The sequence below is a fragment of the Streptomyces sp. col6 genome (assembly GCF_008042035.1).
Lineage (GTDB): Bacteria > Actinomycetota > Actinomycetes > Streptomycetales > Streptomycetaceae > Streptomyces.
Genome location: NZ_RDBL01000006.1, coordinates 1348814 through 1365253, shown reverse-complemented (window position 1 = coordinate 1365253; position 16440 = coordinate 1348814). Strand labels below are relative to the sequence as shown.

At 71.9% G+C, this 16440-nt stretch carries 16 protein-coding genes and 1 pseudogene; 2 read left to right on the top strand and 15 right to left on the bottom strand.

The window, feature by feature from the left end; translation table 11 throughout:
* Positions 1-9: 9 nt before the first annotated feature.
* The 11 genes from EAO73_RS10240 to EAO73_RS10190 form a co-directional block, all read right to left on the bottom strand.
* The gene (locus EAO73_RS10240) at positions 10-357 is read right to left on the bottom strand and encodes a DsrE family protein (RefSeq protein ID WP_147971066.1); all 348 of its coding nucleotides are present in this window, start codon (positions 355-357) and stop codon (positions 10-12) included.
* A complete protein-coding gene (locus EAO73_RS10235; RefSeq protein ID WP_147971065.1) occupies positions 354-1334 on the bottom strand; it encodes a hypothetical protein in 981 nt (326 codons plus the stop codon). The genes EAO73_RS10240 and EAO73_RS10235 overlap by 4 nt, the downstream gene beginning before the upstream one ends.
* On the bottom strand, positions 1331-2179 hold the full coding sequence (locus tag EAO73_RS10230; RefSeq protein ID WP_147971064.1) for an alpha/beta fold hydrolase: 849 nt from the start codon (positions 2177-2179) through the stop codon (positions 1331-1333). The genes EAO73_RS10235 and EAO73_RS10230 overlap by 4 nt, the downstream gene beginning before the upstream one ends.
* Positions 2176-3051, bottom strand: a complete 876-nt coding sequence (locus EAO73_RS10225; protein WP_147971063.1) for a beta-ketoacyl synthase N-terminal-like domain-containing protein — start codon at positions 3049-3051, stop codon at positions 2176-2178. The genes EAO73_RS10230 and EAO73_RS10225 overlap by 4 nt, the downstream gene beginning before the upstream one ends.
* A complete protein-coding gene (locus EAO73_RS10220; RefSeq protein WP_147971062.1) occupies positions 3048-4199 on the bottom strand; it encodes a beta-ketoacyl-[acyl-carrier-protein] synthase family protein in 1152 nt (383 codons plus the stop codon). Before EAO73_RS10220 ends, EAO73_RS10225 begins: the two co-directional genes overlap by 4 nt.
* Positions 4196-5458, bottom strand: coding sequence for a beta-ketoacyl-[acyl-carrier-protein] synthase family protein (locus EAO73_RS10215; RefSeq protein WP_147971061.1), 1263 nt, complete (start codon positions 5456-5458; stop codon positions 4196-4198). Before EAO73_RS10215 ends, EAO73_RS10220 begins: the two co-directional genes overlap by 4 nt.
* A gap of 33 nt (positions 5459-5491) precedes the next feature.
* Positions 5492-5746, bottom strand: a complete 255-nt coding sequence (locus tag EAO73_RS10210) for an acyl carrier protein (RefSeq protein WP_147971060.1) — start codon at positions 5744-5746, stop codon at positions 5492-5494.
* 131 nt (positions 5747-5877) lie between these two features.
* Positions 5878-6627, bottom strand: a complete 750-nt coding sequence (locus tag EAO73_RS10205) for a thioesterase II family protein (RefSeq protein ID WP_147971059.1) — start codon at positions 6625-6627, stop codon at positions 5878-5880.
* Positions 6628-6632: 5 nt separating this feature from the next.
* A complete protein-coding gene (locus tag EAO73_RS10200) occupies positions 6633-7583 on the bottom strand; it encodes an ACP S-malonyltransferase (protein ID WP_147971058.1) in 951 nt (316 codons plus the stop codon).
* 274 nt (positions 7584-7857) lie between these two features.
* Positions 7858-8649: a LuxR family transcriptional regulator gene (locus EAO73_RS10195; RefSeq protein WP_147971057.1), complete on the bottom strand. Its 792-nt coding sequence runs from the start codon at positions 8647-8649 to the stop codon at positions 7858-7860.
* 77 nt (positions 8650-8726) lie between these two features.
* The gene (locus tag EAO73_RS10190) at positions 8727-9503 is read right to left on the bottom strand and encodes a DNA-binding response regulator (RefSeq protein ID WP_224756222.1); all 777 of its coding nucleotides are present in this window, start codon (positions 9501-9503) and stop codon (positions 8727-8729) included.
* Between the two features lie 790 nt (positions 9504-10293).
* On the opposite strand from EAO73_RS10190, the pseudogene EAO73_RS36430 reads away from it, so the two are divergent.
* Together EAO73_RS36430 and EAO73_RS10185 are read left to right on the top strand one after the other, a co-directional pair.
* Positions 10294-10545 (top strand): annotated as a pseudogene (locus EAO73_RS36430) (4'-phosphopantetheinyl transferase family protein); the annotation flags it as partial.
* Positions 10546-10584: 39 nt separating this feature from the next.
* A complete protein-coding gene (locus EAO73_RS10185; protein WP_224756251.1) occupies positions 10585-11814 on the top strand; it encodes a glycoside hydrolase family 64 protein in 1230 nt (409 codons plus the stop codon).
* Positions 11815-11903: 89 nt separating this feature from the next.
* On the opposite strand, the gene EAO73_RS10180 is transcribed toward EAO73_RS10185, so the two are convergent.
* The 4 genes from EAO73_RS10180 to EAO73_RS10165 are packed head-to-tail and all read right to left on the bottom strand — an operon-like array spanning position 11904 to position 16397.
* Entirely contained in the window at positions 11904-12839 is a 936-nt protein-coding gene (locus EAO73_RS10180; protein WP_147971055.1) for an ROK family protein, read from the bottom strand.
* On the bottom strand, positions 12836-14545 hold the full coding sequence (locus tag EAO73_RS10175) for a dipeptide ABC transporter ATP-binding protein (protein WP_147971054.1): 1710 nt from the start codon (positions 14543-14545) through the stop codon (positions 12836-12838). Before EAO73_RS10175 ends, EAO73_RS10180 begins: the two co-directional genes overlap by 4 nt.
* Complete coding sequence (locus EAO73_RS10170) at positions 14542-15441, bottom strand: ABC transporter permease (RefSeq protein ID WP_147971053.1); 900 nt, start codon at positions 15439-15441, stop codon at positions 14542-14544. Before EAO73_RS10170 ends, EAO73_RS10175 begins: the two co-directional genes overlap by 4 nt.
* Complete coding sequence (locus EAO73_RS10165) at positions 15438-16397, bottom strand: ABC transporter permease (protein WP_147971052.1); 960 nt, start codon at positions 16395-16397, stop codon at positions 15438-15440. Before EAO73_RS10165 ends, EAO73_RS10170 begins: the two co-directional genes overlap by 4 nt.
* Positions 16398-16440: the final 43 nt, after the last annotated feature.

Sequence of the window (16440 nt, the reverse complement as noted above, 5' to 3'; positions counted from 1 at the left end):
AATGGGCTGTCAGTGCCACACCGCCTGGACGGCGGGGTCGAGGATCCAGCCCGCCACCTCGTCCATGCCGATCACGCGCAGGCCGGGGCGGAGGGGGACCGTGTCCAGTCCCCGCTGGGCGAGCGAGTGGGCGTCCGCGGCGAGGACTCCGCCCCGCCCCTGGAACCGGTCCAGTTCGTCGTCGCTGCCGGGCAGCGCCAGGACGACTCCGTCCTGGACCAGGAAGAGGAGAACGGAGTGTCCGGTGAGGACCTGGGTGACGGCGTCGCGCCGGAAGCCGGCGTCGTCGGTGTCGCACCCCTGGCTCTCGATGAGCAGCCGCCTGGGTGGTGCGCCGCCCGCCCAGGCCTCCGTCACGCCTGCCGCGTCGTGCCGTTGATCGCATCGACGACCCTCCGGTCGAGGCTGACCAGGCTCCAGTCGCGCCGGTTCGCGATGACGGCGTAGCCGTGCACGATCCGGCCGGTGGCGGTCTTCACCAGCTGCCCGTCGCGGAGCACGTAGAAGTCCATGCGCGAGGTGTAGGTGAAGTCCTTGAAGACCTCCTCGACGGTGTAGACGGTGTAGAGGTCCTCCTCCATCAGCGCCTCGTCGAGGATGCGGATGTCGGAGCGCGGCACGACGGGGATCCAGCGGCGGTCGTCGAGCAGGGTCTTGATGGAGATGCCCCGGTCGGCGACGAAGCGGTCCTTGCCCTCCTCCATCAGCCGCAGATAGCCGGACATCTGGATGCGCTCGGTGAAGTGGCAGTACGGGTACGGGATGTTCCACTTCCAGGCGTACGCGTTCTGCCCGGCGGTGAGGGAGGCGAGGATCTCCTCCTCGGCCGGGGCGGCGGTGGCGGGCTCGCGCTCCAGGTCGTCGCCGAGGGTGGCGACGGCGTACCGGGCCAGCTCGGCGGGCACGTCGCCCGCCGCTTCGAGGTAGGTGTCGATGCGCAGCGACACCCGCACCTTGGCGGTCACCGCCTTGAGCGTCTCGCCGTCGCGCTCCAGGCGGATGGTGACCTTGAAGTCGAGAGTGGTGGAGTCGGCCTCGCCCTTGGGGGTCCACGGCACGACCTCCGCCTCGGCGACGTCGTCCATGTGGAAGGCGTGCAGGATGCGGGTGTCCACCGAGACCAGGTCGAGGCCGAGGCCGTGGGTCTCGTACAGCGCGCGGGCCGGGAGTCCGGCCTGCCGGAAGTGGTCGAGTACGGCTTCCTCGACGAGGTAGTTGACGTGCTTGAAGCCGATCCAGGTGCAGATGTTGGAGCCCTCGTAGCGGGGGCGCACCTGGGTGGTGGTCGGGGTGCTGAGGAGCGCCTTGACGGCGGTTTCCGTGACGAGGGTCATCGCTGGGACTCCATGGCGTCGATGGGGGCGGCTGCCGCGAAGGGGGCGGCGGACGCGGGGTGTCGGACGAACTCCCGGATCTCCTCGGCGAACCGTTCGGCCGCCTCGATCATCGGGAAGTGGCCGCAGCCGGGCAGTACGCGGGCGTGCGCGGCGGGAAGGGCGGCGGCGAGCGCCAGGCTCTCGGCCGGCGGGGCCGCGAAGTCGGTCTCACCGGCCAGCACCAGGGTGGGCACGGTGATCCGTGAGGTCTGGAGGGTGGGGGTGCGCAGATAGAGCTCGAAGAAGCGGAGCCAGCCGTGGGGGCCGACCCGGTCGCGCACCCGCTTGCCCATGGCCTCCTGGATGTCGGCGGGGAGCCGGCCGTCCGAGTGGACCCGGATCCCCTCCTCCATGATCCGGTGGAAGTCGTTCAGGTAGTAGCTGATCGTCTCCCAGTCGAACTGGTCGGCGCGGGACCGGAAGAAGGGCGAGACGAGCACCAGCGAGCGGATGCCGTAGTGGCGCAGCGGGTCGGTGCCGCCCCGGCCCTTCTGGTCGAGCAGGTCGAGGAGCACGTTGGCCGCCATCGAGTGGGCGACGACGGTCTCGGCGCGGCCGGGCACCGCTTCGAGGGCCTTGGCGAGCCAGCCCTTGAGGTTGGGCTCCTGGCCCCAGTCGCCGATGCCGTCGGTGCGCCAGGGCAGGCGGGCGGTCCAGACCTCGGCGTCCGCCGGGAGCCGGTCGACCGTGCGGTCCCAGACGCTGTCGTTGGCGGCGAGGCCGTGCAGCAGGAGCATCCGCCGGCCGGTGCCGGTGGTGCGCCGCTGGACGGAGACGGGCCGCAGGTCGGGGTCGGCGCTCACCCGGCCGCCTCCGGTGCCAGCAGTACGAGGTTCGCGCTCGCGTCGTCCTGCGCGGTGCCCGTGACGGCATGGACCGGCTCGCGCTCGCCGACATCGAACCAGCCGACGGCGGCGGCGCACTGGAGGACCCCGTGGGCGCCCGAGGCGCGGCCGAGGTGCTCCGGAAGCGTCCAGCGCCGGCCGGGGAGCGGCGCGGCGGCGGCGGCGCTCCTGCGGTAGGGGCCGACCACGGCCCGTACGGTCGCGGAGCGCTCCGCGGCGGCGGCCCGGGACTCCAGGAGCAGGGCCGCGCCGCCGTCCACCGCGCGGGTGCCGCCGAGGAGCCGGCGCACCACCTCGTTGTCGGGCTCGACGCCGAGGACCAGCATCCGGGCCGAGCGGCCGGCCGTGATCATCGTGACCGCCCAGTGGACGGCGTCCAGTCCGGAGGTCTCGCCGTTGCACACCATCAGGTTGGGGCCGCGCAGCCCGTAGCGGATGGCGGCCGAGGAGGCGAGGACGTTGCTGGAGGCGTTCGGCAGGTCCATCGGGCTGGTGGCCGTGACGGTCTCCTCCCGGATGGTGTCCAGCGCCCGGACCACGGTGTCGAGATTGCCGAAGTTGGAGCTGGCGACCACTCCGACGGACTCGGCGGGCACGGTCAGGCCGTCCTCGCCGAGCAGTCCGGCGTCCCCGAGGGCGGCGGCGGTCAGGCAGTAACCGAGCTGGGTGGCCCGGTCCTTGTAGCGCAGGCCCTTGCGGCCCACGTAACCGGCGGGGTCGACGGGGGCGCCGCCCGGCGCGGGCCCGTCTGCCAGGGCCTTCACGGTGTCCGCCCCCGGCAGCAGGACGGCGGCTCCGGTGACGACGACCGCGGCACTCTGCGTGCTCATCGGTTTCCCTCCACGATGGTGACGGCGTTGATGCCGCCGAATCCGAAGGCGTTGAGCTGCGCCACGTTCAGCCGGCGGCCGGCGGCCGCCTCGCCGGTGACGAAGCGGAACGGCGCCGCCTCCTCGACCGGGTCGTCCAGCCCCACCGTCGGCGGCACCCGGCCCTCGTTGAGGGCGCACAGGCCCACGATCAGGTTGAGCAGACCGGAGGCCCCGGAGGTGTGCCCGGTCATGGACTTGACGGCGGTCATCAGCGGTTTGTCCGCGTCACCGCCGAGCACGGCGGCCAGCGCGCCGGCCTCCGCCTCGTCGTTGAGGAGGGTGCCGGTGCCGTGCAGCATCACCAGGTCGACGTCGGCGGGCTTGACCCCGGCGAGCCGGTACGCGGAGCGCATGGCCTCGGCGATGCCCTCCGGGGACGGGGCGGTGACGTGGTAGGCGTCGCAGTTGACGGCGACGCCGCGCAGCCGGCCATGCACCTGGGGCGCGTCGCGGTCGGTGCGGCGCAGCACGATCGCCGCGGCGCCGTCGCCCATCAGGACGCCTGTGCGGTTGCGGTCGAAGGGGCGCACCCGGTCGGGCGGCACGGGGTGCACGCGCTCCAGGAGTCCGTACATGGACTCGGTGAGCACGTCGACGCCGGCGACGATCACGGTGTCGGGGCCGTCGTCCCCGCCCTGGTCCAGCAGGTCCGAGGCGAGCGCCAGGGCGTACAGGGAGGCGGAGCAGGCGTTGGAGAAGGTGTGGGTGACGTCGGCGTTGAAGCGCTCGCGCAGTCCGGTGCCGAAGTGCAGCCCGGAGTCGGCGAATGGGGAGCCGTCGCGCCACCACAGTTCGAGGGAGCGCAGTTCGCGCAGTCCGGTGCCGATGAGGATGGGGATGCCGCTCAGGTCCTCACCCAGCCCGGCGTCCGCCGCGGCCTGCCCGATGGCGTCGAGCAGGAGCCGGGTGGCCCGTCCGGGGATGTCCTCGCCGGGCACGGGGCGGTCGTCCACCTCGTAGGCGTGCTGGGCCCGGAAGCGGGTGCGGTCGAAGCCGCGGAGCTCGGCCCGGCCGCTGCGGCCCAGGCACAGGCTCTCGAAGAGTTCGCCGACCCCGGAGCCGGTCGCTGCGACGGCGCCCATCCCGATGATGGGGCGGATCGTCATGACGCCTCCTTGATTGCGTCGTACCGGCCCAGCAGTACCGCCGCGTTGTTGCCGCCGAAAGCGAGACCGTTGTTCTGAACGATCCGCAGGTCGGCCTCGACCGCCTGGTTCGGCACACAGTCGACGTCGCACTCGGGGTCGGTGGTGACGTGGTTGATGGTGGGCGGGATGAAGCGGTTCATGATCGCCAGGGCGCAGCCGATGGCCCCCAGCGCGCTGGCCGCGCCCATGCTGTGGCCGAGCATCGATTTCATGGAGACGGTGCGGGGAGGCGTGTCTCCGAAGACCTGTCGGATGGCGCCGGCCTCGGTGATGTCGTTGGCCTTGGTGCCGGTGCCGTGCGCCGATATGAGGTCCACCTCGTGGGGTGCGACGCCCGCGTTGTCCAGGGCCAGCCGCATCAGTTCGGCGACGCTGTCGCGGTCGGGCGCTACCTGGTGGTGCGCGTCGCAGTTGAGGCCGTAGCCGAGCACCTCGGCGTAGATGGTGGCGCCCCTGGCCAGGGCGGAGTCCAGGCGTTCCAGTACGAGGACGCCTGCGCCCTCCCCGGTCAGGATGCCCTTGCGGTCCACGTCGAAGGGCTGGCAGCGGTCGGGGGCGATGGTGCCGAGCCGGTAGAAGCCGGTGAAGGTCTTCCGGCACATGGCGTCGGCCCCGCCGCAGAAGGCGAATTCCGCCTCGCCCGAGCTGACGGCGTCGAAGCCGTAGCCGATCGCGTAGTTGCCCGCCGAGCAGGCGGTGGGGATGGTGAGTGCCTCCACGTCGCGGAGGCCGAGTTCCTGGGCGATGGCCACCGACAGCCGCCCGGCGGGGATGCGCCGGGCAGCGGTGGCGTCGAACGCTCCGATGCCGTCGGCGAGTTCGCCCTCGACCAGCTGGTCCAGGTCGTAGCTCTCGCCGTCGGTCGTGCCGATGGAGATCAGGCCGCGACGGCCGCGCAGCTCCTCCAGACCGAGTCCCGAGTCCTCCAGCGCCATCCGGGCCGCCGCGACGGAGAACTGCGCGGCACGGCCGAGCTGTTCCACGTCCAGGGTGCTGATCCACTCCCGCGGTTCGAAGTCCGTGATCTCGCACCCGTTCGCGTGGGCGAAGCCCTCGGTGTCGAACACCGTGATGCGCCGTGCACCACTGCGTCCTTCGCGGAGCCCTTGCAGGAACTCCTTCGCCCCCAGGCCGATGCTGGAGACCACACCGAGTCCCGTCAGGACGACCCGGTGCCGCTCGGTCCGGTCGTGGCCGGTGCCGCGCACTGCCGTCATGCCAACCTCCCAATCAACCGCAGCGGGGACGGACTACCAGCCGGCCGGCTCCGAGACGACCTCGTAGACACCCGTCAGGTTGACCATGCGCGGCAGCTCGCTCTGGTTGATGACGACGCCGAATTCCTTCTCCAGGGCGGCGAGGATCTCGATGGCGCGCAGCGAGTCCGCGTCGTGGTCCTCCTTGAAGAGACTCGTCGGGGTTACCTCGTCCTCCTCGATCTCAAGAATGTCGCAGACGATTTCCTTGATGGTGTCGAGTCGCTCGTCCTGCGTAGCAGTGGACACGCTTTTTCTCCTTTTCGGAATGCCGCCCCATAACGCGCGGCCGGATTACTGGAATGAATGCTGGCGTGGAGTTCTTTGCGCCACAACGAGAACTGCAACAAGCTGCCAACCGGCGTCGGCGGCGGCGTTTTTCAGGGATTTCGTGCCAGCCGCGCGCGGATGTCGGCGAGGAGTTCGGCGCGGCGGTCCACAAGGTAGAAGTGGCCGCCGGCAAGGACCTTCAGGCCGAAGCCCCGGGGCGCGACCCGCCGCCAGGCCCGGACCGCTTCGGAGTCGACATCGGGGTCGCTGTCGCCGACGTAGCCGGTGACGGGGCAGCCCACGGGGACGCCGGGGCGTGCCGCGTACCGGGCGACGGCCGAGAAGTCGGCCCTGATCGCGGGCAGGATCAGCTCGCGCAGCTCCGGTTCGGCGAGCAGCGCGCTGTCCGTCCCGCCGAGCCGCCGGACCTCGTCGATCAGGCCGTCGTCGGTCAGGGCCGCCGTACGCGGGGTGAGCAGGTGCGGGGCCTTGCGGCAGGAGACCATCAGCGCGGCCGGGACGACGCCGTACCGCGCCTCCAGGCGCAGGGCGATCTCGTACGCGAGCGAGGCGCCCATGCTGTGTCCGAAGAGGGCCAGCGGGGTGTCGAGGAACGGGACCAGCTCCGCGCTGATCGAGTCGGCGAGGAGTTCGATGTCGTCGACGGGTTCCTCGGCGATACGTTCCTGCCGGCCGGGGTAGCGGACGGCCACCACCTCCACGTCGTCGCCGAGGGCGTTGCCCCAGCTGTGGAAGAAGCTGGCCGAGCCCCCGGCGTGCGGCAGACACAGGAGCCTGGTGCGGGGCGGCGCCGCGCCGGGGTAGGCGCGCAGCCAGATGCTCTCGGTGCCCAGTGCCATGGTGGTCAGGTCTCCTCGCTCGCGTCGGGTTGTGCGTCCAGGGCATCGGGGCTGTCGAGGGAGACGACCTCGGTGTCCCCGTCGATGCGGCGGACCAGGCCGGCCAGGGTGCGGCCGGGGCCGAGCTCGACCAGGCGGCGGCAGCCGAGCCGGCCGGTGAGGGTCGCGACGGACCTCTCCCAGAGCACCGGTGAGGTGAGCTGGCGGGTGGAGAGCTCGGGCCAGTCGCAGTCGCCCGTGTACGGCTCGGCGTCGGCGTTGGCGACGACGGGCAGGTGCGTGGGGGCGAAGGGGGCGTTCTTCAGGGCCCGGCGCAGGGTCTCGGCGGCCGGTGCCATGTACGGGCTGTGGAAGGCGCCGCCGACCTGGAGGCGGATCATCTTGGCGCCGATGGCGGGGGCCTCGGCGTCGAGCGCGTCGATCCCCCCGGGCGAGCCGGACACCACGGTCTGCCCCGGGCTGTTGACGTTGGCGATCCAGACGTCGGCGCCGGACGCGCGCACGGCCGCGACAAGGGTCTCCACCTCCGCCAGGGGCGCGGCGACCAGGACGCCCATGGTGCCTTCGCGCGCCTCGGCGGCGTCCCGCATGGCCCGGCCGCGGACGGCGACGAGCGCGGCGGCGTCAGCGACGGTGAGGGCACCGGCCGCGGTGAGCGCGGCGTACTCCCCCAGGCTGTGGCCCGCGCAGGCCACCACGCGTCCGCCGAGCGCGCCGAGCCGGACCGCCTCGGCGTGCGCGATCACCGCGACGGTGAAGACGGCGAGCTGGGCCAGGTCGGTGCGCCGGAGCTGTTCGCCGGGGGTGTGCAGCAGGAGCCGGGGAATGTCCTCGCCGGTCACCTCGGAGATTTCCGCGGTCAGGTCCCAGGACGGGGATTCCCGCCAGGCGGCGCCCATTCCCTCTTTCTGTGTCCCCTGTCCGGGAAACACCAGACCGATCGGCAATTGATTCATGGGGCCGCCTTCCGCGCGGTGTTCGACCGGGGCGCGGGGGTCCGGAGAAGGAAGGTCCGGACCCCCGCGCACGGCGGCGCACGGGGGATGGGCTGCCGCCGGGGGCGGGAAATTCCGGGTGTTCCGGAATCCCGTTCCCGACGTCCCATACAACTGTCCGGGGCGGGGGGCGGCAACGTTCCTTTCAGGAAGCTGCCAGTCGGCGCGGCCGGAGACGCGGTGCGGCCCCGGCCGTGGAGGCCGGGGCCGCTGCTTCGGGTGGGCCGGGCGGCCGCTACCGGCCGGCCGGGCCGCCGGGGCCGGGTGCCGAGGCCAGCGGGAGCAGGCCCAGTTCGGCGGCCCTGACTCCGGCCTGGAAGCGGGAACTCGCGCCGAGCAGCGCCATGATCTCCGCGACATGGCGCCGGTAGGTGCGGACCGAGACGGTCAGATCGCGGGCGGCGACCTCGTCGGTGACACCGGCCCGCAGGGCGCCGAGGATCTGCCGGGCGAGCGCGGCCCGGTCGCGGTCACCGAAGACGATGCGCTCGTTGGCCGGCACGGCGTTGCTCCAGACGCCGGCGAAGAGGGTGTGCAGGGTGTGCAGCACCTCGGGGGCCCGGATCAGTGAGGCCCTGCGGCCCACGGCCGACTCGGCCACCACGAGGCCGGTGACTCCGTCGACGAGCAGGGCCTGTAAGGGAGGCACGCGCGCCACCCGGATCGCCACCGGCCGCTCACGGCCGAGCTGTTCCCTTACGAAGGACTCGTCCAGCAGCACAGGGCTGGCGAGCAGCCGCACGGCGACCGATTCGTCCGCGCTGTAGATCAGTTCCCGCTCCGACTTGAGCGGCCGCTCGGGCTGTTCCCCGGAGAGCGGCGTGCGGGCGTGCACGATGTCGATGCTGTGGACCGCACCGCCGATCAGCTCCTCGGCCGCTTCGAGCACGGCCCCGTACCCGCCTTCCACCGTGGTGATCCGGCGTTCGCGCAAGCTGCGGTCCCGGTGGATGGCCACCGTGGACTCGATGAGTTCCCTGACCTCCAGCAGGGCATGCTCCAGCTCGTCCTCTGGTCTTCCCGACACGTCGTATCCCACCGTCCCCGTTGACTTGACTCCTCGCGCCGTCCCGGCCACGGACCGCGCCGGGGACAGCGCTCGGTCTACTCCGAGAGCAGACCCAGCTCGACCGCGCGGGCTCCCGCCTGGAAGCGGGAGCTGGCGTCCAGTTCGCGCATGATCTCCGCGACATGGCGCCGGTAGGTGCGCAGCGAGACGTTCAGGTCGCGAGCCGCCGTGTCGTCGGTGTGACCGGCTCTCAGGCGTTCCAGGATGCTGCGGGTCAGCTCGCTGCGCAGCCGCGGGCTGAGGCCGAGGTGGTCGGCGAGTCTGCGGCCGCGCGCCCAGGCTCCGGCGAACAGCAGTTCCAGGGCGCGCACGGCCGCGACGTCGTTGACGACGGTGGCCTGCTGCCCCTCGCTCCGGGCGGCTCCACGCACCAGCGCCGCGACGCCGTCGACCACGACGATCTCGCGCAACTCGCTCTCGGAGACCCTGGCTTCGAGGGGCCGGCCGGGGGGCTGGCGCAGCCCGGCGAACGAGGCGTCGGCGACCTCGGCGGATCCCAGCAGCCGTACGGCGGCCCTGGGCGGCTGTGCGGCGAGCAGTCGCAGAACGGAATCCGTGAACTCGCCGGGGCCGGCCAGCGCGACGCCGACCGAGTGCCGGGCGCCCCCGACGATCCGGTCCAGGGCCTCACCGAGCGCGGCGATGTCGGTGGGCGCCGCCGCGTCCGGGGCGGCGGGACGGCGCCGGTAGAGGGACACCGTGGACTCGATCAGGGCGCGGGCCTGGAGCAGCGCCTCCTCCAGGTGGGCCGCATGGCCCTCGGCCGTCGCACCTTCCGCTTTATCCGGTGGCTCGATCTGCACACCCGTCACATGTGCCCCCCTCGGCTGCCCGCGAAGCCGTCTCCCACCACGCGGGCCGTCCTCATCACGTTCGGAATGTTTCGCCGCGTAAGCGAAAATATCGCTCACCAAAAACAGTTCAATCGAAAAATACTTCTTCATACATAGGTTGAAGAAAGCTTCATCAGACACTAGTTCGCTGGCTTGGAATCAGTCAACAAGAGGCGGTCTCGCCTGCCCGGGACCCACAGATGAGCGGCAGACTCCGTCAAAAAGGCGACCCATTCCACCTCACCTGTCAACAAGTTGCATACGGGCCCCCGGAAGCAGCACCCCCACTTCCGCTTGTGCCACCGAGGGCGCACGCACCCTCACGCGGCGTGCCCCCACTGACCGCTTGCTGTCAGCAGGCGTCCGGCCATGAGCGTTTCCGACCTACGGTCACCGGGTGACCACACCCCACTCACAAGCCCCACACCCCGCCGCCGCTTCCCGGCCCCGGCCGCCCGCGGGCGACGTCCACGTGTGGTCATGGCGCACGGTGGCGGGCCCGCCCCGCGAGGCGGATCTGGAATTGCTCGACAGCACGGAACTGGCACGGGCGCACCAATTCAAATCAGCCAGAGCAGCGGCCGAATACGTGTCTTGCCGTGCCGCCGTACGTCGTTTACTGGCCACTCATTTTCAGGTGGGAGCCACGGAGATTTCACTTGGCAGAAAGCCCTGTCCCGGATGCGGCAGCAGCGAGCACGGACCGCCCGCCGTGCTCCACCCGCCGGCCCCCTGCCGCATCAGCGTCTCCCACACCCCCGGCCTCGCGATGCTCGCCGTCGCGCCGTTCCCGGTCGGGATCGACACCGAAGCGCTCCGGAGCATCCCGGTAGCAAACATCACCGGCCAGGTACTGACACCCCATGAGCGCCGAGCGGTGCTCGCCGAGCCGGAGGGCCCCGACCGCACCGCGGCCTTCCTGCGCTGCTGGACCCGTAAGGAGGCGGTACTCAAGGCCGTGGGCATCGGGATCGTCGCCGATCTGACCACGCTGGAGACCCGCCCCGAGGATCCCGGCCCCACCCGGGTCACCGCCCCCACGTACCCCCGGAGTCGCCTCATGATTTCGCGCCGGAAGTTCCTGACGGGCACAGCCGCCGCCACCGCCACCGCGGTGACCTACCCCCTGTGGGGCAGCGCCCTGAGCCCCAGCGCCTCGGCGTCCGCCGCCACCTGCGAACTGGCCCTGGTCAACAAGTCGCTGCCCGGCCGCGTCAACGCCTATGTCACCGGCCACGAGCAGGGCACCGACCGCTGGGTCCTGCTGCGCGCCGACGGCAGCGTCTATCACCCCGACTCCCCCTCGGCCCCGCAGACCCCGCTGCCGGTCGACTGCGCCATCCCGCTGAACGGCGCGGGCGGCGCGCCCGTCGTACTGACGCTTCCTCAGATGTACGGTGCCCGGGTCTACTTCGTCCGGGACGACACCCTGACCTTCTACCTGAACCCGGGCCCCGCCCTGGTCGAGCCGGCGTTCGCCACGTCCACGGACCCGAACTACGGGCGGACCTGGTCGTTCTGCGAGTTCACGTTCAACCCGCAGCAGCTGTACGCCAACATCAGCTACGTCGACCTGGTGACCGCGCTGCCGATCGGCCTGACCCTGGAGGGCGACTCCACGCACACCGTCGCCCCGCTCCCCGACGGCGCCGTGCAGCGGATCGCCGACGGCCTCATCGCCCAGGCGGCCGCCGACGGCCAGCCCTGGGACCAGTTGGTGACCCGCGGCGCGGACGGCAGCGTGCTGCGGGTCATCTCCCCGCAGAACCTGATGGCGCCCTACTTCGACCGCCCGGACCAGATGCCGTTCCGCGACCTGTTCACGGCGCAGATCGACGAGGTCTGGGAGAAGTACCGCTCGACGGACCTGCGGATCGACCTCCAGGGCGGGCGCGGCGTGCGCACCGGCCGGGTCAGCGGCGACACGCTGACGTTCGACGGCGGGCACACCTTCAGCAAGCCGGTGTCGAAGGACATCTTCACCTGCAACCACGGGCCGTTCACCAACAACCCGGCGGACAACGACGACAAGAAGGCCCTGCTGGCGCGGCTGGCGGCGGGCTTCAACCGCTCGATCATGCTCAGCCACCCGGACCAGCCGAACGGCACCTCGGTGGCCGACTACTACCAGGGCGCGGTGACCAACCACTGGTCCCGGATCGTCCACGCCAACAGCCCCATCGGCTACGCCTTCCCGTACGACGACGTGCGTCCGGACGGTGAGCCGGACGTCTCGGGCGCCGCGAACGACGGCAACCCGAGGCGGTTCACGGTGAGCGTCGGTTCCTGAGCCCACCCCCCACAGAACCGGGAGGACCCCCGTCCGGGCGGGACGGGGGTCCTCCCCTCATGCCGTGTACGAGGCCGGGCCCCGCGGGGTCAGGCCGGTGAGCCCACCGCGAGCTCCCGCAGCGCGCGGGCGGCGGCGCCGACCGGTACCGCGTCGGAGCCCAGGCCGGACCTGACCAGCCGTACGGGGTGCCCGCTGACCGGGGGTTCGGCGGCCAGCGCGGCGAGGACGACCGGGCTCAGCAGCGGCCAGGCACGGCTGACCCCGCCGCCCACCACCACGGTCGTGATGTCGACGACGCCCGCCGTCATCACGATGGCCCGTGCGATGCCCTCCCCGGCGGCCCGGAACACGGCGCGGGCGTCCTCGTCACCACCGCCCGCCGCGTCAGCGACCTCCCGGGCGGTCAGCCGCCGGCCGGTGCGCTCGGCGTAGCGGGCGCCGATGGAGCGGCCGGAGGCCAGGGTCTCCAGATGGCCCCGCCCGCCGCAGGAGCAGAGCAGGTCCCCGAAGCCCGGGATGTGCCCGATCTCGCCGGCCGCGCCGTGCGGGCCGGTGAACAGCGCGCCGTCGCTCCACAGCGCGCCGCCGACGCCGGTGCCCAGGGTGATCCCGAGGACGTCCTGCTCGTCGCGGACCGCGCCGCCCGAGGTCTCCCCGTACAGGAAGGCGTTGACGTCGTTGTCCAGGAAGGCCGGGACTCCGAGCGCGTCCTCCAAGGCGTCCGTCACCCCGAAACCGGCCCAGCCGGTGAAGGAGTCGCTGGCCACCAGGATGCGTCCGGTGACGGAGTCCACGACGCCTGCGGCCCCGGCCCCGCAGCCTGTGAGCCGGCCGGGGGTGCGCTCCAGGAGCGGGGCCAGGGCGCCCAGGGCCGCGTCGGTCATGGCCCGGCCGCCCCGGTCCGCCGGGGTCGCGGTCTCGGCCCGGTCCAGGACGGTCAGGTCGTCGTCGCAGAGGACCACCTGCGTGGTGGTGCCGCCGATGTCCACGCCCGCGAAGAGCCTGCGGTCGTACGTGTTCATGCCTGGACCTCCGTCCGGCCGGCCGCGAGGGCGGCCAGGCGCTCGGCCCTGCGGCCGCGCTGGACCACCGGGTCCGGCACCGGTACGGCGGCCAGCAGGCCGCGGGTGTAGTCGGTCTCCGGGTGCAGCAGGGTCTCCCCGGTGGGGCCCTGCTCCTGAATGCGTCCACCCCTCAGCACCACGACGCGCTGCGCGAAGTGCTGGACGACGGCCAAGTCGTGGGAGACGAAGAGGCAGGCGAAGCCCAGCTCGTCCTGGAGCTCGGAGATCACTTCGAGCACGGCCTGCTGCACGCTGACGTCCAGCGCGCTGGTGGGTTCGTCGGCGACCAGCAGCCGGGGTTCCAGGACCAGCGCACGGGCCAGGCTGACCCGCTGGCGCTGCCCGCCGGACAGCTCCCGGGGAGCCCGGTCGGCGAGTTCGCGCGGCAGCCGGACGCGGTCGAGGATGGCGGCCACCTTGCTCCGGCGGTCCTTGGCGGTCAGCCCCTTGTGGTGGACCCTGAGCGGTTCGGCCACGCACTCGCCGACCGTCATCCGGGCGTCCAGCGAGGCGACCGGGTCCTGCAGGACCACGCCGATCCCGGCCCGCAGGGCCCGGCGGGCCCGGGACCTGGCGCGTCCCAGGTCGGTGCCGAACAGGGAAACCGTGCCGGAGGTCGGCGCGATCAGGCCGAGCGCGACCCTGGAGGCGGTGGACTTGCCGGAGCCCGACTCGCCCACCAGGCCCAGGGTCTGGCCGGGGTGCACGGCGAGGGAGACGCCGTCCAGGGCCCGTACGGCGTTCTTGCCGCGGCCGAAGACCACGGAGACGTCGCGGAGTTCGGCGACCGGCTCGGTGTCCGGGGCCTCGGTGGCGGCGGCCGGGGCGGCCTTGTCCGTCTCGGCGACCGAGAGCCGGGGCACGGCTCCCAGCAGTCGGCGGGTGTAGTCGTGGGCCGGGCGCAGGAGCACGTCCTCGACCGGTCCGGTCTCCACGATCTCCCCGCGGTACATCACGGCGACCCGGTCGGCGAAGTCGGCGACGACACCCATGTTGTGGGTGACCAGCAGGACGCCCGTGCCGGTCTCGGCTGCGAGCCGGCGCAGCAGGTCGAGGATCTCGGCCTGGACCGTGACGTCCAGCGCGGTGGTCGGCTCGTCGGCGATCAGCAGGGCGGGGTCGTTGGCGATGGCCATGGCGATGACGACGCGCTGGCGCTGTCCGCCGGAGAGCTGGAAGGGGTAGGCCGTGGCCCGCTTCTCCGGCTCGGGGATGCCGACCTTGCGCAGGAGGGCGACGGCCTCGGCAGCGGCCTCCTTGGCGGACATCTCGCGGTGGTTGCGGATCACCTCGGCGATCTGCCTGCCGACCCGGGTGAGCGGGTCCAGGGCGGTGGCCGGCTCCTGGAAGACCATGGAGGCGGTCCGGCCGCGCAGCGCGGCGAGGTCGCTCTCGCGGGCGCCGACGACCTGGGTGCCGGCGATGACGGCGCTGCCGGTGGTCCGGGCGTTGCCGCTGAGCAGGCCCATCGCGGCGAACGCGATGGTGGACTTGCCGGAGCCGGACTCGCCGACGAGGGCGAGCGTCTCGCCGGGTGCGACGTGGAGGGAGACGCCCCGGACGGCGGGTACCTCTCCGCTCTCGGTGGTGAAGACGACGCCGAGGCCGTCGAGTTCGAGGATCGGCCCGGCCTGCGGTGCGGCGGGGCGCTGGGTGGCGGTCATCCGCGTCCCCTCACGTCGAATGCGTCGCGGAGCCCGTCCCCGATCGCGTTGAACGCCCACACCACCAGGATGATGGCCAGGCCGGGCGGAATGATGAGCCACCAGTAGCCGGAGTACGCGGCGGTGAGGCCGGCCGACAGCATGCCGCCCCAGTCGGTGGACGGCGGCTGGACGCCCAGGCCCAGGTAGGAGACGTACGCGACGAGCAGGATGGCGTCGGCAATCTGGAAGGTGGCGGCGACGATGATGGTCGACACCGAGTTCGGCAGGATGTGCCGGATGATCGCGCGGCCGTGCGTACCGCCGATGGCCCGGAGCGTCAGCACGTAGTCGCGGTTCTTCAGGCTCAGCGTCTCCGCCCTGACCAGGCGGGACGGCACGAGCCAGGAGACGAAGCCCAGGATGACGATCAGCCCGGTCAGGTCCGGAGTGGTGATGGCCGAGACGACCAGCAGGATGAAGAGGGCGGGGATGGCGATGCCCGCGTCGACGACGCGCATCATGACCGCGTCGATCCAGCCGCCCGCGTAACCGGCGACGGCGCCCCACAGGGTGCCGATGACGGTGGCGAGCACGCCCGCGGCAAGGCCGACGATCAGCGAGACCTTGCCGCCGTACATGAGCCGGCCCAGTACGTCGTGGCCGACCGCGTCGGTGCCCAGCCAGTGCGAGCCGCTGGGGGCGAGGTTGACCTGGTCGAGCAGCGTGTGGGTCTGGTCGGTGGAGTACACCAGCGGGCCCACGAAGCAGAACAGGAAGAAGAAGGAGACGACGCCGAGCCCGACGACCGCGAGCCGGTTGCGGCGGAAGCGCCGGACCGCGAGGCGGGTACCGGACGCCGCGACGGGGGCGGTGACCTTGCCGGGCACCTGGCCCGGCTGGATGACGGCGCTCATGCCCGGCCTGCCTTCACTCGGGGGTCGATGACCCGCTGGACGATGTCGGCGAGGAGCGTTCCGGTCACCGTGGCTATCGCGATGACGAGCACACAGCCCAGGAGCACCGGGTAGTCGGAGGACTGCGCGGCGGTCCAGAAGAGCAGGCCCATACCGGGGTAGTTGAAGAGCTGCTCGACCACCAGGGCACCGCCGAACAGCACGGGCACGTAGTACCCGAGCATGGCGACCACGGGGGTCAGCGAGTTGCGGAACACGTGCCGCCACAGGATGGCGCGGGAGCGGGAGCCGCCGGCCCGCGCGGTCCTGACGTAGTCCTCGGAGAGGTTCTCCAGGGTGGCCGCCCTCATGTAGCGGCTGAACACCGCGATCATCGAGGCGGCGCCCGCGACCACCGGCAGCACGAGTGCCTGCGGTTCGGAGAAGACCTGGGCGAGCGTGTCACCCTGGGGGGCCTGGGAGGGGAACCATGCCAGCGTCTGGCTGAAGACCAGCACCAGGACAAGACCGAGGAAGTAGACGGGCGTGGAGTAGGCGATGAAGCTCAGCGTGGTGATGACGTAGTCCGCCGGCTTGTTGCGCCGCATGGCCTGCCACATGCCGAGCGGGATCGCCAGCACCAGGCCGACGACGGCCGACAGGACGGTGAGGAGCAGTGTCTTCGGCAGCCGTTCGGTGATCAGCTGGGACACCGGCTCGTTGAGGGTGTACGAGGTCCCGAGGTCGCCGTGGATCAGCTGGTTCAGGTAGTAGAAGTACTGAACCGGCAGGGGCTTGTCGAGGCCCTGTTCGTGGTTGAAGGCCGTGATCTGCTGCGCGGTGGCCTGCGGGCCGAGGATCCCGCGTGCGGGGCCCCCGGGCAGGGCGTGCAGCAGACCGAAGACCACGATCGTCACGATGACGATCACCACGACGGCTTGCAGGACCCGCCTGAGGAGGTACTTGGAAGTGCTCATGTGTTTTCCGGTCGCTTCGGCTCAGTGGTGCGCGTGGTCGGCG

Coding starts and splice junctions, on each gene's coding strand:
- EAO73_RS10235 (WP_147971065.1), bottom strand. CDS start 1,334: ATGACCCTCGTCACGGAAACCGCCGTCAAGGCGCTCCTCAGCACCCCG.
- EAO73_RS10225 (WP_147971063.1), bottom strand. CDS start 3,051: ATGAGCACGCAGAGTGCCGCGGTCGTCGTCACCGGAGCCGCCGTCCTG.
- EAO73_RS10220 (WP_147971062.1), bottom strand. CDS start 4,199: ATGACGATCCGCCCCATCATCGGGATGGGCGCCGTCGCAGCGACCGGC.
- EAO73_RS10215 (WP_147971061.1), bottom strand. CDS start 5,458: ATGACGGCAGTGCGCGGCACCGGCCACGACCGGACCGAGCGGCACCGG.
- EAO73_RS10205 (WP_147971059.1), bottom strand. CDS start 6,627: ATGGCACTGGGCACCGAGAGCATCTGGCTGCGCGCCTACCCCGGCGCG.
- EAO73_RS10200 (WP_147971058.1), bottom strand. CDS start 7,583: ATGAATCAATTGCCGATCGGTCTGGTGTTTCCCGGACAGGGGACACAG.
- EAO73_RS10185 (WP_224756251.1), top strand. CDS start 10,585: ATGATTTCGCGCCGGAAGTTCCTGACGGGCACAGCCGCCGCCACCGCC.
- EAO73_RS10180 (WP_147971055.1), bottom strand. CDS start 12,839: ATGAACACGTACGACCGCAGGCTCTTCGCGGGCGTGGACATCGGCGGC.
- EAO73_RS10175 (WP_147971054.1), bottom strand. CDS start 14,545: ATGACCGCCACCCAGCGCCCCGCCGCACCGCAGGCCGGGCCGATCCTC.
- EAO73_RS10170 (WP_147971053.1), bottom strand. CDS start 15,441: ATGAGCGCCGTCATCCAGCCGGGCCAGGTGCCCGGCAAGGTCACCGCC.
- EAO73_RS10165 (WP_147971052.1), bottom strand. CDS start 16,397: ATGAGCACTTCCAAGTACCTCCTCAGGCGGGTCCTGCAAGCCGTCGTG.